We start from the raw sequence: 23,781 nt of genomic DNA on the forward strand, positions 1-23,781 counted from the left end.
GTGCAGATCCGGCCCCGGGGATTGACTTAAGTCAGTCCCACGAACTACTCACAAAGGTCTCAAAATGAGGAACTTCAGGGCGGTAATCGACCGCGGGTTTGACCTGCAGGGAAGTTTGGTCTCGCAAACCATCTTGCTTGCTGAAGCAGCCACTGCCACCATTAGAGGTGGTCGTGCCGTAACCTCCCTATACCGAACTCCTTCATTGGAATCGTACGGTGCCGAAACTGGCAGCCGTACGCCAAGGTCGGAGCCGGCGGCGTCAGAGCCTTCTGAGACCGAGGCTCTCCCCCCAGCCGCCGCCGGCTCCCTTAACCGGTCTGCACACGGGTCCGCGCCGCGAAGAGACGCGGACCCGGCATGAGCGCCGTTGACGAGCGCCGCAGGGGGTACACGGCCCGGGGAAGCCGTTTGACCGGCCGGCCCGCACCGGTGCTGGCCTCAAGCGCCGGCCCGCTAGGCCAGCCCTGGACCGCCGCCCCTGGTGTCGGCAACGACGTTCCCGCCGCAGTTGTGGATTCGGGCACGTCCTGGGCCAAGCGCTATCGCCGCTGGCTCCGCCTCTCGGACACCGCCATCGTGATGATTGCCGTCGCGGCAGCCTATGCCTTCCACCTCGAAGCGGGCGAACCCTTCCTGACCCGCGCTGCCGCCGGCGGATCGTACCTGGCAGTCAGCATTGCCATTGTCCTGGTCTGGGTCCTGGCGCTGGAGGTGCACCGCACCCGCGAAGAGACGGTCCTGGGAATCGGCTCCGAGGAATACAAACGGGTCCTCGATGCGACCCTGGGCGTCTTCGGCGGCATCGCCATCGTGGTGATCCTCTTGGGCGTCGATGTGGTCCGCAGCCACTTCGCCCTCGCGCTTCCGGCCGGTGCCCTGCTCCTGCTGGTCAACCGCTGGCAATGGCGGGCCTGGCTGAACCGCCAGAGGCTCTTCGGCCACTACCTTTCCAAGGTGATCGTCGTCGGGGAACCCGCGGACGTCGAGTACGTGATCCGGCAGTTCGGCAAAGTCTCCGGCGCCGCCTACGAAGTCGTGGGGGCTGCCCTGCCGGCCGGCTACACCGAAAACCACCTGCAAATTTCCGCCGAGCGGATCCCGGTCCTGTGCGACGTCGACTCGGTCGCCGACAAGGTCGAAGAGACAGGGGCGAATGCCGTCGTCGTGGCCGGACGCCTCGAGGGCGGCACCCGGTCCATCCGGCAGCTGGGGTGGGCCCTGGAAGGCACCCCGGCCGGCCTCGTCCTGGCCTCGAGCCTGACCGACGTCGCGGGTCCCAGGATTCACTGGCGGCCCGTCGAGGGCCTGCCCCTCATGCACGTTGAACTGCCGCGGTTCACCGGCGGCAAGCACACACTCAAACGCCTCGTGGACATCGTGGCAGCCGCCGCGGCCCTTCTGGTCCTCTCACCGCTGCTGTGCGCCCTGGCCTGGATCATCGTCCGCGACAGCAAAGGACCGGTGTTCTTCCGCCAGGAACGGGTCGGACTCAACGGTAAGCGGTTCAAGATGGTCAAATTCCGCTCCATGGTCACCACGGCCGAACAGGACCTGGCGGCGCTGCAGGACCTCAACGAGGCGGCGGGGCTGCTGTTCAAGCTCAAGAACGATCCCCGGATCACCACCGCTGGACGCTGGCTCAGGAAGTACTCGCTGGACGAGCTGCCGCAGTTCTGGAACGTCCTGAAGGGCGACATGAGCCTGGTGGGACCGCGGCCGCAGCTGCCCGTCGAGGTGGAGGGCTATGAGGGCGATGTGAGTCGGCGGCTGCTGATCAAGCCGGGAATCACGGGTCTGTGGCAAATCAACGGCCGGTCCAATCTGGGCTGGGACGAGAGCGTCCGCTGGGACCTCTACTACGTGGAGAACTGGTCATTGACCGGCGACATCATGATCCTGTGGCGAACGTTCAGGGTCATTCTTCATCCGGTGGGGGCCTACTAAACACACTAAACGCCGGTACTGGGCCGGCGTCACACGGGAAGGCAGCAGAACACAATGGGTCTCAAAATTGGATATGCCCCGGGGGCTTTTGACCTGTTCCACATTGGGCATCTGAACATCCTCAAGCACGCCAAGAGCCAATGCGACTACCTGATTGCCGGGGTCGTGGCCGACGAAATCCTCGAGGAGGCCAAGGGCAGGCTGCCCCTGGTCCCGCTCGCCGAGAGGATGGAGATTGTCGGCAGCATCGGCTACGTGGACAAGGTCTTCGCCGAAGTCGTCCCGGATAAGCTCCAGGTCTGGGAGGAACTGCGCTTCAACATCTTTTTCAAGGGAGACGACTGGAAGGGCACTCCGCAAGGAGACCGGCTGCAAGCGGCCTTTAGCGCCGTCGGCGTCGAGGTCGTCCACTTCCCATACACCGTCCACACCTCAAGTTCGGCCCTGCGCACGGCCCTGGAACTGATCAATCAGTCCGTGTCGCCGTCGCACCTCAGGCAAGGAACACGGCGGTGAGCGGCCTGCATGTCGCCATGGTGGGGACGCGCGGCGTCCCGGCGCACTACGGCGGCTTCGAAACGGCGATCGAGGAAATCGGGCAGCGCCTGGTGCAGCGCGGCCACCGCGTCACCGTCTACTGCCGGGACATGGGCGAAGGCACAGACAAGCCCTCTGAACACCTGGGCATGGAACTTGTCCACCTTCCGGCGATGCACAAACGGTCCCTGGAGACGTTGAGCCACACCGGCCTCTCCGTCGCCCACCTGCTCCGGCACCGGCCGGATGCGGCCATCCTCTTCAACGCCGCCAACGCTCCCTACCTGCCGGCCTTCCGGGCGGCGCGCATCCCCGTGGCCACACACGTCGACGGTCTGGAATGGAAACGCGCCAAGTGGGGCAAGGGCGGCCAGAACTACTACCGGGCCGTGGAACGGCTCGCAGTCAGGCTCTCGGATGCTCTGATCGCCGACGCCGTCGGGATCCAGGACTACTACCGGCAGAAATTCGACGCCGACACCGTCTACCTCGCGTACGGCGCACCGCTGCTGGCCGGGGGCAACTCGGACAAGCTCGGGCAACTGGACCTCAAGCCGCAGCAATACCACTTGGTGGTGGCCCGGTTCGAGCCGGAGAACCACGTCCACCTGATTGTTGAGGGGTTCGTCCGGAGCGGGTCGGAGCTGCCACTGATCGTCGTGGGTTCAGCCCCCTACTCGAACCGGTACACGAGCGACGTCCACGCCCTGGCCGATGCCCGGGTCCGCTTCGTCGGCGGGATCTGGGACCAGGAGCTGCTGGACCAGCTGTATGCCAACGCACTCGTGTACTGGCACGGCCACTCGGTCGGCGGAACCAATCCCTCGCTCCTGCGGGCCATCGGCTCGGGAACGGCGACCAACGCGTTCGACGTCGGATTCAACCGTGAGGTCCTGGAGCACTCCGGCCGGTACTTTTCGGAGCCGCAAGAGGTGGCCAGGCTGGTCGCTGACGCCGAGCGGCCCGGGTCCGATGTGGCGTGGCGGGGTGAGCAGGCGCGGATCATCGCGCACCGCTACAGCTGGGACCTCGTCACGGACGGCTATGAGGAGCTGTGCCGTGACCTTGCCCGGCTGCGGGTGCGTTCAGCGCGCGGCGCCTACCGCGGGCTCCCCGCATCGGCCCAGCAAAGCCTAGGAGCTGGCCAGTGACCGCCATCGCCCCGCACGTAAAACGTCCCGTCGACGGGTATTGGGCCATCGTGAGGTCCCTCTCGGTCGGCCAGAAGACCGCTGCACGCAGTGCCCCCGCGTACTCGCGCTACATCAACCGCCGGCTGGGACGGCTCCTGGCTGCGGCAGCGATACGGGCAGGCCTGAGCCCGAACGTGGTGACAGCCATCAGCGCGGCCTTCACCTTCGCCGGGATCGCCCTGCTGATGCTCTACCCGCCCTCCGCCGTGCTCGGCATCGGCGTGGCACTGTGCCTCGCGGCCGGCTACGCCTTTGATTCGGCTGACGGCCAGGTGGCCCGGATGCGCGGCGGCGGTTCGCCGGCCGGGGAGTGGCTGGACCACATGGTCGACGCCGTCAAGACCTCGGCGATGCCGCTGGCGCTCGCCGTCGGGCTCTTTCGCTTCGACGCCGTGGACCCGTGGTGGCTCGTGGTTCCGCTGGGCGCGGCGATGGTGTCCGCCGTCCTGTTCTTCGGCATGATCCTCACTGAACAGCTCCGGCGCCAAGCCGGACGGGTGTCCGTGGCAGAGCCCGGCAGCCGCTCCTGGATCCGTTCGCTGCTGGTGATCCCGATGGATTACGGCGTCCTCTGCCTGTCCTTCGTCAGCTACGGCGTGCTGCCTGTCTTCCTGACCGTCTACACGCTGATCTTCGCCGCCACGGCCGGGTTCCTGGTGCTGGCGTCGGTGAAGTGGTTCCGGGAGCTCTCCGCGTCCCAGCCGGCATCCCGTCCGGCCGGACAGCACGTCATGCAGGGAGACCGGCTATGAACAAGCAACCGAGCACCCCCGCGGACAAGCGCCGGCCGGCCGGCCGCCGAACCCGCCTGGTGGCGACGGCCCTCGGAGTCTCCGCACTCCTGGCCGTTGGCGGTGTCGCGTGGGCTTCCGGGCTCAAGTATTCCGGCAGCGACGCGCCGGCAGCCCAGGACAGCACCGTGGGCGCTTCCGCCCAGCCCGGCACCGCCAGCCCTGACTCGGCCGGCGCCGCTGCCGCGCAGACGGGCTCCGGAACGCCGGCCCCGGGTTCCGGAACGCCGACCCCGGGTTCCGCGCCGACCCCGTCCGCCGCTGCCGGCGTACCGGCGGCGGCGAAACCGTCCGGTCCGCCGGAGGTCGACCCCGCACCCGTGGACCGGAAGGGCAAGTCGGACCAGGAACTCGCGGCGATCGCGCAGCCCACTGCCGCCCCCGTGGACCTGACGGCCAAGAAAGCCGTCAAAGGCGGTGTAACGGCGACCATCACGGAGATGACGGCTGTCCAAGGCGTGGCAACCGGGATCGGCGAAGTGGCCGGACCTGCCGTGCGGTTTAAGATCACTGTGGTCAACGCCACCGCGACACCGCTCTCGCTGGACCGGGCGCTCGTGGACGTCAGCTACGGCAAGGACGACGCCCCGGCGAGCCAACTCAGCGGACCGGACCCCGTCGCGTTCCCGGCGAGCGTCGCGGCCGGGGCCTCCGGGGCCGGCGTGTTCGTCTTCGCCGTGCCGCTCGAGGCGCGGGACACCGTGAAGATCCACTTCAACCTGGAAGCCGAGACGCCGATTGCGACGTTCGCCGGCCGTGCCCCGGCCGGGACCAAACCATGACGGCGGCGCCCGGCGGGCCGCCGGTCTCCGCTCCCGTTTCTATTCTGCGGCGCGCTGTCCGGCGGGCACGCAAGCTGGGCAAGCGGGTGCAGGCCGCCTGCGCTGTGGCCATTCTGCGGGGGCGCAACCTCCTGGCACGCGGGCCGGTCACCGGGGCTGCCGGCGTCGTGGTGTCCCTGACCACCCACGGCGACCGGATCCGCACGGTGTCGATCGCAATCGAGTCGATTGCCCGCGGCACGGTACGGCCGCGACGCCTCGTGCTGTGGCTGGATTCGCCCGAAGGCCTCGCGGCGTGCCCCGCTTCGCTGCGCCGCCTCGAACGCCGGGGCCTGGAGATCCTCGCCGCCCCCAACTACGGGCCGCACACCAAGTACTACCCCTACGTCACCTCCACGCCACGGCACACCGTGCCGCTCGTGACGGCCGACGACGACATCGTCTACCCGCCCAAGTGGCTGGCCGAGCTGGTGGATGCCGGCGAGCGCCACCCCGGCAGCGTAGGTGCGCATTGGGTCAGCATCATGGGGGTCGAGGGGGACCAAGTAGCCGGCTATGGAACCTGGTCCCGGGCCCGTGACACAGCCGAGCGGGCGGCCAATTTCGCCACCGGCGTGTCCGGTGTCATCTACCCCCCAGCCATGCTCGAGGAGCTGCGGCTGCGCGGGGACGGCTTCCAGGACTCGTGCCGGCGCGCGGATGACATCTGGTTGAAGTGGGTGGCCCTGCGTGCCGGCATCCCGGTGCGCCAGGTCGGCCCGGTGCCCCGGCACTTTCCGATCATTCCTGGCAGCCAGGGACAGACCCTCATGAGTACCAACGTGGGAGAGAACCAAAACGATCACTGCATTCGAGGCCTCTTTTCGGCCGAGGATGTGGCGGCGCTGGGTGCCAGTGCGGCCAGTCATCAACTGAACTAAGGGGACGAGAAGAGATGCTCAGGAACGCAACGCTGGGGAGCGCTCGGGGGAGAGGGACACGGCCGCCGGCCGGCCCGGCACCGACGATGGCACCGGCACCAGCAACTACCGCAACAACAACGAGGACCGCCTACACCACCGTGCGGGCGGGTGCGAAAAGGGCGCTGGCGCTGCTGCTGGCCGGCGCCGTCGCGCTGTCCCTGGGGCTGGTCGGCAGCCAGCCCGCCGCAGCGGACACCGCCCCCGCGGATCCCGCCAACCCGGCCACCCCCGTCACCGTGTCCGCCGACGGCCTGCCCACCGCCCAGATCAACGGCGTCGCCTGGGCCCAGGTCATCATCGGCAACACGGTGTTCGTCGGCGGTAATTTCACCGCGGCGCGGCCCGCGGGCGCTGCTGCCGGCACCGGCACCGTCCCGCGGAACAACATCCTGGCCTACAACCTCACCACCGGTGAGCTGCTGAGCACGTTTACGCCCAGCTTCAACGGCGAGGTGACCGCACTGGCAGCCTCCCCCGACGGATCGCGGCTGTACGTCGGCGGTGCGTTTACCGCCTACAACGGCTCCACCGTGTGGCGGGCCGTCGCCTTGAACCCTGGCACCGGTGCCCTTGTCACCAGCTTCCTGCCCCGAATGTCCGCGTCGGTCCGCTCGATCGTGGCGACGTCCACCACGGTGTACCTCGGCGGCCTGTTCAACGCCGTCGGCTCCGTCACCCGTGACAAGCTCGCCGCTGTGAGCGCCTCCAACGCCGCGCTCCTGCCCTGGAACCCGGTTGCCATCGGCGGCAGGGTCAACGCCATGACCCTCTCCCCGGACGGCGCGAGCATGGTGGTGGGCGGTGCCTTCACCTCCATCAACGGCTCCAGCAGCCCCGGCTACGGCGTGGCCAAGGTGGACACGTCCCTGGGCGCCGTCCTGCCCTTCCAGATCAACACCATCGCCCGTAACGGCGGCACCACCGGCGCCATCACCACCCTCGCGTCCGACGGCGTCAACGTCTACGGCGCCGGCTACACCTTTGGCCGCAGCAGCACGCTGGAGGGAATGTTCTCCGTCAAATGGGCCGACGACTCCACCACCTGGCTCGAGGACTGCCACGGGGACACGTATTCGATCCAGCCGATGGGGGATGCCGTCTACCTGGCCGGTCACGCGCACTTCTGCGGAAACATCGGTGCGTTCCCCCAGGCCGAGCCCTGGCAGTTCAACCGCGGCATCGCCTTCAGCAAGAAGGCCACCGGCAAGGTGACCGCCGAAAGCCACGGCTACACCGACTTCGCCGGGAACCCGTCGCCGTCGCTGCTGAACTGGTTCCCGATCCTGGACGCCGGCACCTTCACCGGCCAGGACCAGGGCGCCTGGACAGTTGCCGGCAATGCCGACTACATCGTGATGGCCGGCGAATTCACCACCATCAACAACCAGCCCCAGCAGGGACTGACCCGGTTCCCACGGACCGGCCTCTCGCCGAACCTGCGCGGGCCGCGCCTGACCGGCGTGAACTTCAACCCGACGCTCTCCAGCCCGTCCGCCGGCACCGTGCGGGTCCGCTGGCAGGCCAACTGGGACCAGGACAACGAGAACCTCACGTATGAGGTCCGCCGCAACGGCGCCGTCATCTCCACCGTCACCCAGGCTTCCACCTTCTGGCGGCGGACGGGCATGACGTTCCTGGACTCCGGCCTGACCCCCGGCCAGAGCTACGGCTACCGCATCTTCGCCCGGGACGCCTTCGGCAACGAGGCCCGCAGCGAGACTGTCACCATCACCGTCCCCGGTTCGGTCACGGCACCGGGCAGCTACGCCCAGCAGGTACTGGCCGACAAGCCCGGCAACTACTGGCGCCTCGGCGAAACCGGTGGGGCCACCGGCGTGGACCTCGCGGGCAAGGACGATTTGATCGTCCGGCCGGGCGTGAGCTTCGGCGCCCCGGGCGCAATGACCGGAGACTCGGACACTGCCGCCACCTTCAACGCCACCACCGACGGGGTGGCCAGCAGCCCGACGCTCTCCGCCCGCCCGCAGGTGTTCAGCACCGAGGCGTGGTTCCGGACCGGCACCAAGCAAGGCGGCCAGATCATCGGCTTCGGCAACTCGCAGACCGGCGTATCGGCTGACTACGACCGGAACGTCTACATGGACAACAGCGGCCGGATCTTCTTCGGCGTCCGCCCGACCGGCGGCAGCGGAACGGCCTCCCGGATCACCGTCAACACCACCAACACCTTCAGCGACAACCAATGGCACCACGTCGTGGCGACGCTGGGTCCCAACGGGATGCAACTGTTCCTCGACGGCGTACTGGCGGCAGGGCGGACCGACACCACCTCGGCGTGGCCGATCGACGGGTTCTGGCGCCTCGGCGGCGACAACCTGACCAGCTGGCCCAGCCGTCCGACGAGCCGGTACCTCAACGGCCAGATCGACGACGTCGCCATCTACCCGACCGTGCTCCCGCTGTCCCGGGTCCAGGCGCACTTTGTGGCCTCCGGCCGAACGGTCAGCGCCCCTCCCGCTGCACCGGTGGCCGGGTTCACGTCCACCGCCAACGGACTCACGGCCTCAGTGGACGGGACCACGTCCTCGGACGCCAACGGACCCATCGCCGCCTACGCCTGGGACTTCGGCGACGGGGGCACCGGCACCGGGGTCACGGCCCAGCACACCTACGCGGCAGGCGGCACCTACACGGTCCGGCTGACAGTAACGGACAACACCGGAAACACCGCCACGATCGTCCACTCCGTGACCGTGGTGGCTCCGCCGGCGAACGTGGCCCCGACGGCCGCGTTCACCTCCACCGCCGCCAACCTGGCCGTGTCCTTCAACGGCACCGGATCCTCCGATCCGGACGGGACCATCACGGGCTACGCCTGGACCTTCGGGGACGCGAGTACCGGAACCGGGGCGACGGCCTCGCACTCCTATGCCAATGCCGGAACCTACACCGTGACCCTGAAGGTGACCGACGGCGGCGGCGCCACGGGCACGCTCAGCAAGGCGGTCACCGTCACGGCCCCGGCGTCCAACACCGTGGTCGCCGCGGACGCATTCGGACGGACCGTCACCGGAGGCTTCGGCACGGCGGACACTGGAGGGGCCTGGACGCTCTCGGGAGGCAACACCAACTTCGCCGTCAACAATGGTTCCGGGGCTGTGACCCTCGGGGCCGCCGGAGCCAGCCGAAGCGCGTTCCTGAACTCCGTGTCCACCGCAGCCTTCGACGGGACGGTCACGGTGTTCGCCGACAAGATCGCAGACGGCGGCGGCATGTTCGCCTCACTGCTCGGCCGGCGGGCGAACAACAACGACTACCGGGCCAAGATCAAGGTCGGCAGCAACGGCGCCGTGTCCTTGTACCTGACCCGGGTCATCAACAACGCCGAGACGACCATTGCCGGGCCCCTGGCGATTGCCGGTTTGACTATGGCCGCCAACGATCCCGTGAACATCCGGCTCAGCCTGACCGGCACCGCCCCGACGGCGCTCAGCGCGAAGGTCTGGCGGGCGTCGGCGGCCGAACCGGCGGCGTGGCAGCTCAACGCGAGCGACTCGACGGCGGAACTCCAGGTAGCTGGCGGTGCAGGAATCGTCGGGTACCTCTCAGGATCGTCCACCAACGTCCCGGTGGTGTTGCGCTTTGACACCTTCGCCGTGAAGATCCCGTAGGCCAAGGGAACGGGGGGAAGGCTTATGACGATGCTGAAGACACAACACGGACCGGCCGCGGCCGGCGGCCGGACCCGGCGAAGGGTCCCGCGACGGTTGCTGGAAAAAGTCGTGGCAGCCTTCGCGGCTTCGGCTCTCGCACTCTCCCTGGGACTGGCGGCAGTGGCCCCGGCGGTGGCGGACAGCGCCCCGCCGGAGCCGGCCGATCCCGCCAACCCGGCCACGGTGACGGCGGATGCCCTGCCGACTGTCCAGATCGACGGCGTCGTCTGGCAACAGGTGGTAGTCGGCAACACCGTCTACGCGGCCGGGAGCTTCGGCACCGCCCGGCCGGCGGGCTCGCCGGCCGGGACCAACACCGTGGTCCGCCGCAACATCCTGGCATACAACCTCACCACCGGCGAACTGCTTCCTTTTGCCCCCGCGCTGAACGCCCAGGCGTACAGCATCGCCGCCTCGCCGGACGGTTCCCGGATCTACGTCGGCGGTGACTTCACCACCGTCAACGGGGCCACCGTCTGGCGGGTCGCGGCCCTTGATCCCGGCACCGGGGCGCTCATTCCCTCCTTCCTTCCCAAGGTCGCCGCCAGCGTCCGGGCGATCGTGCCGACGGCTGGAACTGTCTACCTTGGCGGGCTGTTCACCGCGGTGGGATCCGTCGCGCGCAGCCGGCTCGCCGCCGTGCAGGCCAGCAACGGCGCCCTGACGGCCTGGGCGCCCTCGGCGGAAGGCGGCCGGGTCAACGCCCTGGCCCTCGCGCCGGACGGGACCCGCATGGTGATCGGCGGCGCCTTCACCACGCTCAACGGCTCCGCCAACCCCGGCTACGGGCTCGCCGCCGTGGACACCGCCAACGGCGGGCTCCTGCCGTGGGCCGTCAACGGGCGTGTACGTAACGCCGGACTCAACTCCGCCATCACGAGCCTGAGCGGGGACGCTGAGAACGTCTACGCGACCGGCTACGTTTTCGGCGCGGGCGGCAATCTCGAAGGAACGGTCGCCGCCGGCTGGGACGGCGGCCAGATCACCTGGCTGGAGGACTGCCACGGAGACACCTACGCCGTCTATCCGGCCGGGGACACCATCTACAAGGTGGGCCACGCCCACTATTGCGGCAACATCGGCGGCTACCCGCAAACCGAGCCTTGGAACTTCCAACGCGGCCTCGCATTCAGCAGGGCCGCCACCGGCACCATCATCCGGGACCCGCTCGGCTACGCCAACTGGGCCGGGCTGCCCTCGCCGTCCCTGCTCAACTGGTTCCCGGCCCTGGACACCGGCACGTACACCGGCCAGAACCAGGGGGCCTGGGCCGTCACCGGCAACGGGCAATACGTGGTCCTCGGCGGCGAATTCACCACCGTCAACGGCACACGCCAGCAGGGCCTGGTCCGGTTCACCGTCAGGGACAAGGCACCCAACACTCGCGGCCCGGCCCTCAGCGGCGCGCGCAGCACCCCGACCCTGAGCTCGCCTGCCGCCGGGACGGTGCGCGTGCGCTGGCAGGCCAACCATGACCCGGACAATGTCCGGCTCACCTACCGCGTGATCCGGGACGGCATCACCGCCACCCCCGCCTACACGGTCACCCAGGACAGCACCTTCTGGAAGCGGCCCGGGATGAGCTACCTCGATGCCGGGCTGGTGCCGGGCCGGACCTACAGGTACCGGATCTTCGCCACGGACCCGCTCGGCAACGAGTCCCGGTCCGACACCGTATCCATCACGGCCGCTGCCTCCACGCCCGCTAGCGGCTATGCCGACGCCATCCAGGCCGACCGCCCGGTGAGTTTCTGGCGCTTCAATGACCCTGCCGGGCCCAACCTGGTGGATTCGGCCGGCGCCCGTGACCTCACCGCCGCTGCCGGTGCCGGGCTGCGGCCCGACGGCGCCGTCGTCGCTGAAGCGACCGGCGCCGGAACCTTTGACGGCACCGTCAACGGAGTCGCCGCCGACAACGGATACCAGCGCGCACCGGACGTGTTTACCGCTGAAGCGTGGGTCAGGACCAGCAGCACGGCGGGCGGGAAGATCATCGGCTTCGGCAACGTTGCCAGCGGCACGTCACGGGTCACCGACCGGAACGTCTACATGGACGACGCCGGCCGGATCTACTTCGGCCTGTGGAACGGGGCCGTCCGGAGCATCAACAGCGGCGCCGGGTACAACGATGGCCAATGGCACCAGGTCACCGCCAGCCTCAGCGGCGGCGGCATGTTCCTCTACATCGACGGCGTCCGGGCCGCGTTCCGCACCGACGTCACCTCGGGCAGGGTCTTCGACGGGTACTGGCGCGTCGGGTCGGACCTGGTGGGAACCTGGCCGAGCCAGCCCAGCAGCGGCAGCCTCAAGGGCGACATAGACGAAGTCGCCCTCTATCCCGCGGCGCTCGGCCTCCAGCAGGTCCAGAACCACTACCGCGCTTCCGGCCGCACACTCACCGTCCCGGCCACGCCGCCGACGGCGGCCTTCACCTCCTCGATCACCTACCTCAATGTCAGCGCCGACGCCTCCGGATCCTCGGACCCGAACGGACCCATCGCGTCCTACAGCTGGGCGTACGGGGACGGGAGCACCGGCACGGGCGTCACCACCCAGCACGCCTACACGGCTCCCGGTTCCTACACCGTCCGCCTGACCGTGACCGACGGCGACGGCAACTCCGCGAGCACCACCCGAACGGTCACGGCCACGGCCCCGCCGGGCAACCAACTGCCCGTGGCAGCGTTCACCTCGACCACCAGCAAGCTCACAGCGAGCCTGGACGCGTCCTCGTCCGCCGACCCGGACGGCACCATCGCCTCCTTCGCCTGGGACTTCGGCGACTCCGGCACAGGAACTGGGAAAACCGCCTCCCACAGCTACCTCAGCGGCGGAACCTATACGGTCACCCTGACCGTCACCGACAACAGCGGCGCCGCCGGCACCAGCGCCGCACAGGTTTCGGTGCAGCCGAACCAGGCGCCGACCGCCCAATTCACCGCAGCCGTCACCAACCGCACGGCAGCCTTCGACGCCGCCGGGACACAGGACCCGGACGGCACCATCGCGTCCTACACCTGGGACTTCGGCGACGCCGCCACAGGCGCCGGGGCCGCGCCATCGCACACGTACGCCGCGGCCGGCAGCTACGACGTCGTCCTGACAGTGCTGGATAACGACGGCGCCGCCGGCACCCTCACCAAGACAGTCACGGTGACAGACCCGCCGCCGAACCAGGCCCTCGCCGCCGACGCCTTCGGACGCACGGCAGCCCAGGGCTGGGGCACGGCGGACACCGGAGGGGCCTGGACGGTCACAGGCACTGCGGGCAGCTACGCCGTGGGCTCGGGGGCCGGTTCCATGGCGCTGGGAGCAGCAGGGGTCCAGCGCCTGGCCTACCTGTCCGGGGTCTCGGCCGCGGCAGCCGACGTCCAGGTCAAGACCTCGACGGACAAGATCGCCAGCGGCGGCGGCATGTTCCTGGGCATCATCGGGCGGAAGTCCGGGGCAGACGAGTACCGGGCCAAACTCAAGGTCTCGGCAACCGGGAGCACCACTCTTTATCTGACCAAGCTCGTCGGCGGCACGGAAACCACCTTGCAGGCCATCGCCGTCCCCGGCCTGACGATGGCCGCCGGCGACCAGCTGCGGCTGCGGATGACCGTGACCGGTGCCGCGCCGGCTGCCCTCCGGGCGAAGGTCTGGCGTGACGGGGCCACCGAACCGGCAGCGTGGCTCGTAACGGCCGGCGACGCCTCGGCCTCGCTCCAGGGCGCCGGTTCGGCCGGGCTGATGTCCTTCCTGTGGAGCACCGCGGGCAACGCGCCCGTGCAGGCAAGGTTCGACGATTTTGAGGTCCGGCTCAACTGACATCGGCTGGCTAAAGAATGCGGGCTAAAGAAACTGCGGGTGAGCGGGGCTGAGGAGGGAAAACCTGTAGTCCAGACGAAAGGACGAGCATGACGTGGGGACCAGAAGCCGGGACCGGGACCACAGCGGAGCCCGGGACAGGAGGGGCGGAAACCGGGCGGCGGGCCCGCTTCTCCACCAGCCGGCCCGTCCGCCGCGCCGCGGCGCTGGCGGGTACCTTGGCCCTTTCCCTGCTCCTGTTCGTCGCCGCGGCCCTCGTGGGGGCACCCGGCGGGGTCACCGATTCGGCGCCCCTTGACCCGAACGACCCCAGGACGCCGGTGACCGTCACGGCGGACAGCCTCCCCACCGTCCAGCACGACGGCGTGGCGTGGCAATCGGCCGTGATCGGCAACACCGTCTACGTGGTCGGCAAGTTTAACAATGCCCGCCCCTTCGGCGCGGCCGCCGGGACGCAACTGAGCGCCCGGGCCAACATCCTGGCCTTCGACATCACCACGGGGCGGCTCATCACCGGTTTCGCGCCCGTCCTGAACGCCCAGGCGCTCGCCGTCGCGCCGTCGCCGGACGGATCGCGGCTGTACATCGGCGGGGATTTCACCACCGTCAACGGCGTGCAGCGCCTGCGGGTGGCCGCCCTGGACCCCGTAACGGGTGCCCTGATCAGTTCGTTCGCGCCGATGATGAACGCCTCCGTCCGGGCCATCGCGGCATCGGCCGGGACGGTGTGGATGGGCGGCACCTTCACGGGCGTCGGAACTGCCGGCCGTTCGCGGCTCGCCGCCGTCAGCGCCGCGAACGGAGCGCTGTTGCCGTGGGCCCCAGTGGCCGCGGGCGGCAAGGTCAACGCCCTGGCCCTCTCTCCCGAGGGAACCCGCGTGGTGGCCGGCGGCGCGTTCACCACGCTGAACACCTCGTCCCGTCCGGGCTACGGGCTCGGCATGGTCGACGCCGTCACCGGCACCAACCTGCCGCTGCAGGCCAACGACGTGGTGCGCGACGCCGGAACGGACTCGGCCGTGCTCTCGCTCTCCACGGACGGCACGAGCTTCTACGGCACCGGCTACATCTTCGGGACCGGCGGCAACCTGGAGGGCGCGTTCGCGGCCAACTGGTCCGACGGCCGGATCAAGTGGGTGGAGGACTGCCATGGCGATTCCTACGGGGCCTTCGCCACCGATACTGCCGTCTATGTCGCCGGCCATCCGCACTACTGCGGCAACCTGGGGGGATTCCCTGAGGTTACGCCGCGCGTCTGGCACCGGGCCGTCTCCTTCGGAAAAGCCGCAACGGGGACCCTGACGGCGGACCCCCTCGGCTACCCGTCCTTCACCGGCCAGCCTGCGCCGTCGCTGTTGAACTGGTTCCCGGACATGGACACCGGAACTGCCAGCGGCCAAAGCCAGGGACCTTGGGCCGTGACCGGCAACAACACCTATGTGGTGATGGTGGGGGAGTTCCGCAACGTCAACCAGCAGCCGCAGCAGGGCATGGCCCGGTTCGCGCGCCGGGACGCGGCGCCCAACCTGCAGGGCCCGCGCGTCACCGGGGCAGCGTTCGTGCCCACCCTCTCCAGCCCCGGCGCCGGACAGGTCCGGGTGCAGTGGCAGGCCAACTGGGACCGCGACAATTCGAACCTCAGCTACAGTGTCCTGCGCGACGGGAACCCCGTGCCGGTCCACACGGTCACCGCGCAGTCCACCTTCTGGCAGCGCCCCACCCTGGTGTTCACCGACGCCGGACTCACCGCCGGTGCGCACAGCTACCGGATCGCAGTCCGGGATCCGCTGGGAAACACCACTACGGGCGACTCCGGCAGCATCACCATCGCGGGTTCCACCGGCACTCCGCCGATGGCCGCCTTCACAGCCGGCACTACGGGGTTGACCGTCAGCGTCGACGCCGCAGCTTCCTCGGACCCCGGCGGCTCGATCACGGGCTACTCGTGGACGTTCGGCGATGGCGCCACCGCCAGCGGCGTCACCGCTTCGCACAGCTACGCGGCTTCCGGCACGTACACGGTGACCCTGACCGTGACGGATAACAGCGGCGCCACGGGCACCACCAGCCAAGCCGTCAGCGTCATGTCCAGCGGGGTAATGGCGCAGGACGCCTTTGGCCGGACCCTGGCATCGGGCTGGGGAACGGCGGACTCCGGCGGGGCATGGTCGCTGAACGGCTCGGCGTCGTTCTTCTCGGTGGCCGGAGGGCAGGGAACCATGAACCTGGCCGCAGGCCGGGGCCCGTCAGCCTTCCTACCGTCGGTATCCACCGCGGCCAGCAACTCGCTCGTGACGGTATCGCTGGACAAGATCGGCAACGGAGGCGGCACTTACCTGGGCGTGATCGGACGGCGTGTGGGCACGGCCGAGTACCGCGGCAAGGTCAAGGTCGCCTCGAACGGGGCCACCACCGTCCAACTGACCCGGCTCGCCGGCGGCGCGGAGACCGTGCTCGGGCAGTTCGCCCCGGGAATCACACTCGCGGCCGGCCAGCAGCTGCAGCTGCGGGTGGAGGTCTTCGGGGCCGCACCCACCACGATCCGGGCCAAGACCTGGCGGACGGGAACCGAGGAGCCGGGCACGTGGGCTGTCACGGCCGCCGACTCCACCGCCGGCCTGCAGGGCGCGGGATCAGTGGGGCTGCTGTCCTACCTCTCCAGTTCGGCAACCAACGCGCCGGTACTGGCACGTTTCGACAACCTCCAGGTGCCGCCCAACTGACGCGGCGATCGGAAGGGGCCACCGGGAGGACCGGGAACGGGCAGCCGCGAACCGGGCAAGTCACCCAAGGAATGCCGAAGCCGAGCGAAGGAGGACACCGATGTCCAGGATGATTGGGGGCGCAACCGCGCTTGACGCACACGGAGAGCTGCCCCGGAGAACTCTTAGGCTGCGTGCGTGGTGGCACCGCTTGCCGGCCGCGGCCCGGGCCTGGCGGGCGGTTGCCATTGCTGTGCTGGCCACGGCCCTGGCCTTTACCGCGGCCCCGGGCGCAAGCGCCGACTCCGCCCCGGCCGATCCAAGCCTTCCCTCGAGCCCTGTCACCGTGACGGCGGATTCCCTGCCGACGGTGCAGGTTGACGGGGTGGTCTGGCAGCAGGCCGTCATCGCGAACACGGTGTACGCCGTGGGCAAATTCAGCACAGCCCGCCCCGCCGGCGCCGCGGCCGGCACACAGACCACGCCGCGGAACAACATCCTGGCGTTCAGCCTGACTACCGGAAAGCTCATTACCAGCTTCACGGCGTCCCTCAACGCCCAAGGCCTGGCGGTGACGGCGTCCCCGGACCGCAAACGGCTCTACGTTGGAGGTGACTTCACCCAGGTCAACGGTCATGCAGCGCGGAAAGTCGTGGCCCTGGACCCCGCGACAGGGGCCGTGATTCCAGGCTGGGCGCCGCCCATGTCCGGGTCCGTCCGGGCGATCGTGGCCACGCCGGACACAGTCTTCATGGGCGGCTCGTTCACCGCCGTCGGATCCGCCGCGAGATCGCGGCTGGCGGCGGTCCGCGCCTCCGACGGCGGCCTGCTGGCCTGGAAGCCCGCGGCCGGCGGGGGACGGGTCAACGCCCTGGTTCTGGCTCCTGACCGCAGCAAGCTGGTTGTCGGAGGGGCTTTCACCACGCTGAACGGCAGCAGCGAACCAGGCTTCGGCCTCGGGGCAGTGGACGCGGCCACCGGAAAGAACCGGGCAACCCCTGCCAACAAAATCGTGCGGAACGCCGGGACCTACGCGGGCATCACGTCCCTCTCCAGCGACGGCACCAGCTGGTACGGGACGGCATTCATCCTCATTGACAGCGGCGGCACCGGAAACCTCGAGGGATCGTTTGCCGCGAACTGGTCCGACCTCGCCATCAAATGGATCGATGACTGCAGCGGTGACTCCTACAGCACCTTTGCCAGCAACACCGCCGTCTATAAGGCCGGGCACTCGCACGACTGCGGGAAGATCGGGGGCTTCCCGGAAACCGATACGCGGTCCTATCACCGGGCGCTCGCCTACAGCAAGGCAGCGACCGGGACCTTCACCCGGCCCAGTTCACGACTTCCGAGCTTCATCGGCCAACCCATGCCGACGCTGCTGGTCTGGTTCCCGGACATGGATACCGGGACGGCCACAGGCCAGAACCAGGGCCCGTGGACGGTTGCCGGAAACGACCAGTACGTGGTGATGGGCGGCGAATTCCGCAACGTCAACCTGCGCGGACAGCAGGGGCTGGCACGCTTTGCGCTCAGCAGCCTCGCCCCGAACAAGGAAGGTCCCAGGTCCTCGGCCGCGTCCACCAACCCGGTGCTGACATCGCCGTCCGCCGGGGCGATCAACATCAGCTGGCAGGCGAACTGGGACCGTGACAATTCCAGGCTCAGCTACCGGCTGTACCGGGACGGGACGCTCATCAGCACCCGGACGGTCTCGTCCCGGTTTTGGAATCGACCCACCATCCAGCAGCTCGACCTAGTGCCGCCCGGGAGCACCCATGAGTACAAGCTGGTGGTCACCGATACGTTCGGCAATACCAAGACGTCCCCGACTGTGAGCCTGAGAGCCAAGTGAGACACAAAACGGGCCGGATCCGTTGCGGATCCGGCCCGTTTCAGGACCCGGCCAGGGCTTTGGCCCCCAGAGAATCCTAGGAGGCAGGGGATCCTAGGAGTTGTAGCGGATGCCGCCGGTCTTTCCCTCCACCAGCATGCCCTGGGTGTCGGCCCAGCGGTTGCTGCTGGTCAGGCCGGCCACCGTGCTTGCGGCGCGGTTGATAACGCGGATGGGGTACTTCGAGCCGTTGCCGAAGTCGAACTGGTTGCGGCCGAGCTTGTTGTTCGAGACCGTGACAGTAATGTTCGAGTACTTGCCGTTGTCGATGTTGATGGACGTCTGGCCATCATCCACCCAGTTCTTGTCGACCACGACGTTGGCGAGCTTGGCAACGTTCTGCTGCAGCATGATGCCAATTCCAGCGTGGGTGCCGCGCGGGTTCGCTGCGCTGCCGGGGCCGGGCTTGGAGGTGGCCACGATGTTGTTGCCGACGATGCGGATGTTCTGGCCGCCCTGGACCTGGATGCCGTCGTTGTGCGTGCCGTCGCTGTGGGCGGGGTCGTTGGACCAATAGGTCAGCCCGTGGATGTAGTTGCCTTCGGCCGTCACGTTGGCGGTCACGGGGCCGCCGGGACGGTTGAAGATGCCCAGGCCGTCGTTGGAGCCCTGGATGTGGTTCCGCCGGGCCGTGTAATCGTGGCCGACGATGCCGTCGCGGTAGTAGGACGGGCTGTCAGGGATGATCGTGCTGTCCTGGACCACGAGGTTCACAACAGCGGCGTTGTTGGCGTCGACGACGCCGGTGTTGGCCTTCGGGATTGCCTTGCCGCCGTGCAGCCGGCTGTTCTTGATGACCACGTTCTTGGCCCGGACCTTGATGTCGCCGTAGATGTCCAGTCCGTCCAGGACCGTGCCGTCCTGGGTGATGACGAGGTCCGCGCCGGACGTGTTGTAGGGCTTCAGCGCCGTTCCGGCCGGAACCCCGGTGGTGGACGCGCTCGGCTGGTACGACCCGATGGTCAGCGCGGCGGGCGCCATCGCGGGCGCCGCCTGGACGGCCGGTGCCGCGGACATGGCGAGGGCAGTGATTGTCACTGCCGCGGCGCCGGCGGCATATGTTGCGCGGACGTTCTTGCGCTGGATTTTCTTCGAGCCAATGGCCATAGTGTCAAAACCTCTGTTGTCTAGCTATCCGGGCACGGGGAATCGCACGGACATAGCGGAAGTGGCGGGAGGCCCGCGAGGGCCTGTCTGCCGGCGGCTTGGAGACCGCGCCGGTATGTTGCCTGGTGCATGGTCAGCGCAAGTAGTGCTTGTGGGGCCCGGGTGGCTGCGACCCGGGCGAGGCACGGGCGGACCCGTGGCTCTCGCGGCTGACTTACCGGGAGGCGTTCCCCGACCCCGGCGTCTGTGCAGACACGCTAGTCGAGGTCCCCGCAGTGTTGCAAATTGATAACTTCGGTTCATTGGGCATTCCAACTTGATCACGCCGGGGCGCGTCGCTTGCGACACGCCGCAAAATTCCCCGCAGATCAGGGATTCGGGGCCGGTGGCGCGGCGGCGCCGAACCAGCAGGAAAACTATTTTCTGCGGTACTCGCTGTAGACGTAGCCGAAGGCGCCCGCGGCCATGCCCAGGCCGCGGGCGGCAGTGCGCACTCCCTTGGCCTGATGCTGCGCCGATCCGCTGATGAGGCCCGCCGCCAGGCGTGCCGATCCGCCGACCAGCCGGGCTGATCCGGATCCCAGGGCAACGCCCCTGGCGCCCAGGCGGGCGGTGGCGCCGCCGGCAAGTTCCAGGTTCACGCGGATCGCGGAGTTCCCGCTGCGCAGGGCGCGGCGCAGGACCCAGCCGCGGGTGAGCCGGGAGGACGGGACCCGGTCCATCACGATGGCCTCGTCGCACCACAGCATGGAACCTCCGCGCTGGACGAGCTGCCGCGTGAAGAGCGTGTCAGAGCCGCCGCTGAGGCCGAACCGTTCATCAAACGAGAGCCGCAGGTCACGGACCTGCCGCAGGTCCAGGAGCAGGTTGTTCGTCGCCGCCACGTCAAGGCGGGTCCCGGTGGCGAGCCTGCGGCGGTGGAAGAACTTTCCGGCTTCGATCCAGGGCTCGGGAGCGTGTTCGTATTCGCTGATGACCGGTCCCACGACGGCGGCGGCGCCGCTGGAGCGCTGCAGCCCCACCAGCTGCGCCAGCCAGCGCTCCGAGGGCACTTCGTCGTCGTCGATGAAGACCAGCAGCGCACTTGACGCAGCCTCCCGCAGGGCGCGGTTCCGCGCCGCCGCGATCCCGGGCCTGGGCTCGTGGACGTACCGGACCAGCCCGGGCCGGAGGGTGCCGGCGAGTTGTTCCACGATGGGACGGGCGCTGGCCTCGGGGTCGTTGTCGACCACCAGTACCGTGGCCGGCGGCCCCGCCGGCCCGTCCAAGGGCTCCTGTTCCGGACCGGCCTGGCCGGCTGGGGGATGGCTGGTTCCCGCCTGTGCCGCCAGCCTCGGCAGTGCCAGGGCGATGTCCTCCGGCCTGCGGTAGGTCAACACCGCAATGACCAGGCCGTCCGCCGGGGTCCCGACGGCGGGTTCCTCGCCCGTGGGGCGGACTCCGGGGTGGGTGATGTCAGACATTGTGACCTCTCGTCGTCCTGTGGGCTGGCCGGCGGGCGGGCCGTCCAATGAGCGCCCGCGCCTGCCCGAGGTAGCCGGAAAGCGTGCGCCGGTGGAAAACACGCAGCGCGGCGAGGGCGAGCCCGGCATAGAGCGCCAGCCCGCCGAATAGGTGCCACGGGCCGTGCACGGTGGCCAGGGACAGCGCCCAGTATCCTGCCGCGCCCCAGGCCGCGGCGTGGACTGCGGGGAAGATGGCCGCCAGCTGGGACATCGCCGTCACACCGGTCAGCCGGTACTGGATGCGCAGGAGCACGGGGGTGAGGATGAAGCCGGCGGTTGAGTAGCCGACGGCGACGCCGAACACGCCGAACTGGAGTCCGATCACGATTCCGCCCACCTGCACGACGGCGGCCAGGATCTCGTACCGGACGATCAACCCGCTTTGCCCGAGGCCCTTCATCAGGGAGGGGGTGACGTAGAAAACGGTTTCGCGGGCGCCCCCGATGGCGAGCACGCTCACCAGCCCGGCTGCGGGCAGCCACTCGGGGCCCAGGACCAGGCCCACGAGCTCGGGGGCGGCGCAGGCCACGAAGATCATCAGCGGGACCGCGGAGATCGCCAGCAGCCGCGTCGCGGCCACGAGGCTTGCGGCCACTTTCTCCGGGCTGCCGGCCGCGCGGGCGAACGCGGGAAACATGACCCGGTTGACGGTCTGGCCAATCAGCTGGACCGGGATGACCAGGATGCGGTAGGCCATTCCGTAAAGCGAGAGGGCGGCCACGCCGAGGACCCGGCCCACCAGGATGTTATCCAGGTTCCGGGAGAAGTAGGCCAGGCAGTCCGTGGCAAAGACGCTGACGCTGAACTTCAACAGGGGCGCCACGGTCCGGAAGGCAAAATTGGGGACGGGACCCCGGTTCGCCGCGAGCAACAACGCGCTGCAGACGAGGTCGGTAGTGACCACCTGGTACACCATGGACCACGGGCCGGCGCCGGCAAGCGCCGCGCCGATTCCGGCCGCGCAGCCCGCGGCGGCGGCCGCGATGTCCGCCGCGCCGACCCGGTGGAGGGCCAGGTTGCGGGACAGCATGGCCCGCGGTGTGATGGCCAGGGCCTTGATGGGGACGGCCAACGCCAGCAGCCGCAGGATCGGCTCAAGCTCCGCTACGCCGAAGAACTGCGCGATCCACGGCGCGGCCCACCACGTCACCACCCCGAGCAGCACCGCCACCAGAATGTTCAGCATGGCGGTGGCACCTGCCATGCGGCGGCTGACATCGGGCCGCTGGACGAGGGCCGCGGAGAGGCCCTGGTCCAGCAGCAGCGCCACCAGGCTGATGTACACGGTGGCCGCCGCAATGACTCCGTAGCTCTGCGGGCCCAGGATCCGGGCCAGGACCACGGCGCAGAGCATCTGGAATCCCTGCCGGGCCAGCACTGCCCCGAAGCTCCACCGGACGCCCCGTGCGGTCTTGGGCGGCGCGGCCGGGACCGCGGCCGCGCGGGGGGCCGTGCTTCGCGTCACAACAGCCTGCCGGCGGCCTGGGCCAGATGTCCGGCCATAAGTGTCCCGTAGTGTTCCGGGCTGTGCCTGCGGCCCGCTTCGGCGGCGTCGAGCACTGCGCTGGACTGGTACTCCTGCCACCGGCCGGCAACGCGGGCCAGGGCAGCGGCCAGTTCACCGGGATCGCCGGGTTCGACGAACTGCGCCGAACGGTAACCGGCGGCGGCCTCCCTCAGGCCCGAGGTGTTGCTGACAATCACGGGCCGGGAAGCCAGGACCGCTTCGACAGCCGTGTTGCCGAACGGCTCGTCGAGCCGGGAAGGCACCACGACGACGTCGGACTCGGCAAGGAACGGCCAGACGACATCCTGGAAACCATGGAAAGTGACGTGCTCTTCGGCGCCATGGGCCTGAACCTGGCTCCGGAGGCCGGCCTCGTAGTCCTCGTAACCGGGGAAGACGGCGCCGACCAGCGAGAGCCGGGCGGGCACGCCATCGCCGCGCAGCCGCAGCAGCGCGTCGATGGCCACATCCACGCCTTTGCGGTGGGACAGCCGTCCGACGTACAGGATCCGGAGCCCGCCGTGGAGCTCGGGCCGGGGCGGGACCGGCTCGGCTGGCCCGGGGACTCCGTTATAGAGCACGTGCGGGCGGCCCTGGAGCGCCGGGAGCGATGCGGCCAGCGTGTCAGAGCTGAACTGGCTGTTGGTCAGGATGCCGCGAGAGAACAGGAGCGGCAGGGCCAGGGCTGCGCGGAGGACCCGCGGGGCGTTGGCCTCCGCCTCATGGACGTGGGTGACCACCGGGACCCCCGTCAGCCGTCCCGCAACCGTCCACAGGGGGACAGTGATGGTGTTCGCCAGGATGACGTCCGGACGGGAGCCCCGGATCACACCGATGCTGCGGAGCAGCCCGTACACCGAGGTGGCCGCGAGCTTCACCAGGCCAGCGGGCGTGAGCAGGCTCTTGCGCAGCACCGTCGTCGGCGAGAAGACCACCGCGGCGCCCCGGCGCTTGAGTTCTGCCACGAGCGGCCCGGGCGACGGCAGGGCCACCAGGACGCGGGCGCCGCTGCGGTGCAGCCCGTCGATGGTTTCCAGCAGCACCCGGTCTGAGCCGTAGAGATCGGCGCTGGGGTGCGCCACCAGTACCGAGAATTGCCCGTCGTCAGTCGTCATAGTGCCCCCCTCGATCCGGAACCCCGGCGGAAGGCATCCCTGAACGGGACCGCGCTGCTGCTGGCGCAGGAACACCGGTCCGGCCGCCGGGGACGGGCCCCGGGACCCGTTGCTGGGACCCTGCCGCTGAGATTTGCTGCTGAGACCTGCTGCTGAGACCCGCCAGGATCTGGGTCCCAGCCCTGCTTCCAGGACTTGAATCCCAAAGTGTTTCTGGACCTGCCGGTCCGCCCTGGCTTACGCAAAGACTAC

General features: G+C 69.2%; 14 protein-coding genes. 10 read left to right on the forward strand and 4 right to left on the reverse strand.

Annotation, left to right across the window (positions count from 1 at the left end):
* The first annotated feature begins 360 nt into the window (after window positions 1-360).
* The 10 genes from AB4089_RS10615 (at window position 361) to AB4089_RS10660 (ending at window position 18,256) form a co-directional block, all read left to right on the forward strand.
* Window positions 361-1,947: a sugar transferase gene (locus tag AB4089_RS10615; protein ID WP_441409248.1), complete on the forward strand. Its 1,587-nt coding sequence runs from the start codon at window positions 361-363 to the stop codon at window positions 1,945-1,947.
* Window positions 1,948-2,001: 54 nt separating this feature from the next.
* A complete protein-coding gene (locus AB4089_RS10620) occupies window positions 2,002-2,463 on the forward strand; it encodes an adenylyltransferase/cytidyltransferase family protein (RefSeq protein ID WP_441409249.1) in 462 nt (153 codons plus the stop codon).
* Window positions 2,460-3,635, forward strand: a complete 1,176-nt coding sequence (locus tag AB4089_RS10625; RefSeq protein ID WP_441409250.1) for a DUF1972 domain-containing protein — start codon at window positions 2,460-2,462, stop codon at window positions 3,633-3,635. Before AB4089_RS10620 ends, AB4089_RS10625 begins: the two co-directional genes overlap by 4 nt.
* Window positions 3,632-4,429, forward strand: a complete 798-nt coding sequence (locus AB4089_RS10630) for a CDP-alcohol phosphatidyltransferase family protein (protein WP_441409251.1) — start codon at window positions 3,632-3,634, stop codon at window positions 4,427-4,429. The genes AB4089_RS10625 and AB4089_RS10630 overlap by 4 nt, the downstream gene beginning before the upstream one ends.
* Entirely contained in the window at window positions 4,426-5,250 is an 825-nt protein-coding gene (locus tag AB4089_RS10635) for a hypothetical protein (protein WP_441409252.1), read from the forward strand. Before AB4089_RS10630 ends, AB4089_RS10635 begins: the two co-directional genes overlap by 4 nt.
* Window positions 5,247-6,170, forward strand: coding sequence for a hypothetical protein (locus tag AB4089_RS10640; protein WP_441409253.1), 924 nt, complete (start codon window positions 5,247-5,249; stop codon window positions 6,168-6,170). The genes AB4089_RS10635 and AB4089_RS10640 overlap by 4 nt, the downstream gene beginning before the upstream one ends.
* Window positions 6,171-6,256: 86 nt before the next feature.
* On the forward strand, window positions 6,257-9,844 hold the full coding sequence (locus tag AB4089_RS10645; RefSeq protein WP_441409254.1) for a PKD domain-containing protein: 3,588 nt from the start codon (window positions 6,257-6,259) through the stop codon (window positions 9,842-9,844).
* A 30-nt stretch (window positions 9,845-9,874) separates the two neighbouring features.
* Window positions 9,875-13,696 carry a PKD domain-containing protein gene (locus AB4089_RS10650; protein ID WP_441409255.1) on the forward strand — a complete coding sequence of 1,274 codons (3,822 nt, stop codon included), beginning with the start codon at window positions 9,875-9,877 and terminating at the stop codon, window positions 13,694-13,696.
* Between the two features lie 89 nt (window positions 13,697-13,785).
* Window positions 13,786-16,419 (forward strand): PKD domain-containing protein, encoded by a 2,634-nt coding sequence (locus AB4089_RS10655; protein WP_441409256.1) that lies wholly within the window; start codon window positions 13,786-13,788, stop codon window positions 16,417-16,419.
* A 100-nt stretch (window positions 16,420-16,519) separates the two neighbouring features.
* On the forward strand, window positions 16,520-18,256 hold the full coding sequence (locus tag AB4089_RS10660) for a hypothetical protein (protein ID WP_441409257.1): 1,737 nt from the start codon (window positions 16,520-16,522) through the stop codon (window positions 18,254-18,256).
* 93 nt (window positions 18,257-18,349) lie between these two features.
* Here AB4089_RS10660 and AB4089_RS10665 read toward each other — a convergent pair whose 3' ends face one another.
* The 4 genes from AB4089_RS10665 to AB4089_RS10680 all read right to left on the reverse strand — a co-directional run bounded on the left by AB4089_RS10665 (window position 18,350) and on the right by AB4089_RS10680 (window position 23,529).
* Entirely contained in the window at window positions 18,350-19,402 is a 1,053-nt protein-coding gene (locus AB4089_RS10665; RefSeq protein ID WP_441409258.1) for a hypothetical protein, read from the reverse strand.
* Between the two features lie 416 nt (window positions 19,403-19,818).
* Window positions 19,819-20,865: a glycosyltransferase family 2 protein gene (locus tag AB4089_RS10670; protein WP_441409259.1), complete on the reverse strand. Its 1,047-nt coding sequence runs from the start codon at window positions 20,863-20,865 to the stop codon at window positions 19,819-19,821.
* On the reverse strand, window positions 20,858-22,372 hold the full coding sequence (locus AB4089_RS10675) for a lipopolysaccharide biosynthesis protein (RefSeq protein ID WP_441409260.1): 1,515 nt from the start codon (window positions 22,370-22,372) through the stop codon (window positions 20,858-20,860). Before AB4089_RS10675 ends, AB4089_RS10670 begins: the two co-directional genes overlap by 8 nt.
* Window positions 22,369-23,529: a glycosyltransferase family 4 protein gene (locus tag AB4089_RS10680; protein WP_441409261.1), complete on the reverse strand. Its 1,161-nt coding sequence runs from the start codon at window positions 23,527-23,529 to the stop codon at window positions 22,369-22,371. Before AB4089_RS10680 ends, AB4089_RS10675 begins: the two co-directional genes overlap by 4 nt.
* Window positions 23,530-23,781 lie beyond the last annotated feature (252 nt).

It is taken from the genome of Arthrobacter sp. 2MCAF15 (assembly GCF_052115605.1).
In the GTDB taxonomy this organism is placed as follows: domain Bacteria; phylum Actinomycetota; class Actinomycetes; order Actinomycetales; family Micrococcaceae; genus Arthrobacter.

What these genes read in the sequence shown, in the direction of transcription:
- AB4089_RS10615 (WP_441409248.1), top strand. Translation starts at nt 361, where the DNA reads ATGAGCGCCGTTGACGAGCGCCGCAGGGGGTACACGGCCCGGGGAAGC.
- AB4089_RS10620 (WP_441409249.1), top strand. Translation starts at nt 2,002, where the DNA reads ATGGGTCTCAAAATTGGATATGCCCCGGGGGCTTTTGACCTGTTCCAC.
- AB4089_RS10635 (WP_441409252.1), top strand. Translation starts at nt 4,426, where the DNA reads ATGAACAAGCAACCGAGCACCCCCGCGGACAAGCGCCGGCCGGCCGGC.
- AB4089_RS10640 (WP_441409253.1), top strand. Translation starts at nt 5,247, where the DNA reads ATGACGGCGGCGCCCGGCGGGCCGCCGGTCTCCGCTCCCGTTTCTATT.
- AB4089_RS10645 (WP_441409254.1), top strand. Translation starts at nt 6,257, where the DNA reads ATGGCACCGGCACCAGCAACTACCGCAACAACAACGAGGACCGCCTAC.
- AB4089_RS10650 (WP_441409255.1), top strand. Translation starts at nt 9,875, where the DNA reads ATGCTGAAGACACAACACGGACCGGCCGCGGCCGGCGGCCGGACCCGG.
- AB4089_RS10655 (WP_441409256.1), top strand. Translation starts at nt 13,786, where the DNA reads ATGACGTGGGGACCAGAAGCCGGGACCGGGACCACAGCGGAGCCCGGG.
- AB4089_RS10660 (WP_441409257.1), top strand. Translation starts at nt 16,520, where the DNA reads ATGTCCAGGATGATTGGGGGCGCAACCGCGCTTGACGCACACGGAGAG.
- AB4089_RS10665 (WP_441409258.1), bottom strand. Translation starts at nt 19,402, where the DNA reads ATGGCCATTGGCTCGAAGAAAATCCAGCGCAAGAACGTCCGCGCAACA.
- AB4089_RS10670 (WP_441409259.1), bottom strand. Translation starts at nt 20,865, where the DNA reads ATGTCTGACATCACCCACCCCGGAGTCCGCCCCACGGGCGAGGAACCC.
- AB4089_RS10680 (WP_441409261.1), bottom strand. Translation starts at nt 23,529, where the DNA reads ATGACGACTGACGACGGGCAATTCTCGGTACTGGTGGCGCACCCCAGC.